This is a genomic window from Paraburkholderia sp. RL18-085-BIA-A, assembly GCF_046027075.1.
GTDB lineage: Bacteria > Pseudomonadota > Gammaproteobacteria > Burkholderiales > Burkholderiaceae > Paraburkholderia.
In genome coordinates, this window is sequence record NZ_JARESU010000557.1 from 1 (window position 1) to 645 (window position 645).

Sequence of the window (645 nt, forward strand, 5' to 3'; positions counted from 1 at the left end):
GAGTGCAGCACCAGCGGACGTCCTGCCAGGCCCTCCGCCAGACTGGCACGCCGCATCAGCAACGCGGCCAGTTCCGCCGATTCCGCCTCATGCACTTCGTGACCGACAATCTTCCGGCTGAACACGTCCAGCATCATGTACCAGTAGTAATACCGGCCCTTGACCGCCGCCGGCAGCCACGTGATGTCCCACGACCAGACCTGATTCGAACCAGTGGCACAATGGCTGGTCACCACCCGGGCTGAAGGCTTGCGCGCACGGCCGCGGTGATGCTGCTGCGAAGCGCTGCGCAGCACGCGGTAAAAGCTCGACTCCGACGCGAGGTACACGCCGCGATCTGCCAGGCTCGGCACGATCTGGCTGGGCGGCAGGCTGGCAAACTCCGCGCTGTTGGCGACCTCAAGGATCTGCTGCCGTTCGGCCTCACTCAAGCGACTGGATGGTGGCGGGCGCCCGGTCGTGGTGCGGCCATCGGCACGCACCGCGTCGCCGTCACCCACCCAGCGCTGGAACGTGCGCAGGCTCACACCCAGCTCATCGCAAGCCTTGTCCAGCCGGCAGCCTGACTGCGCCGCCTCGCGTATCAACGATATGCATAACAGGCGATCCGGGACGTTGATCAATCGTCCTCTTTGTCTCCCCAGA

At 65.3% G+C, this 645-nt stretch carries 1 protein-coding gene; it reads right to left on the reverse strand.

The window, feature by feature from the left end:
• A partial coding sequence (locus P0D89_RS53820; RefSeq protein ID WP_408379785.1) for a DDE-type integrase/transposase/recombinase occupies window positions 1-645 on the reverse strand: 645 nt, incomplete at both ends.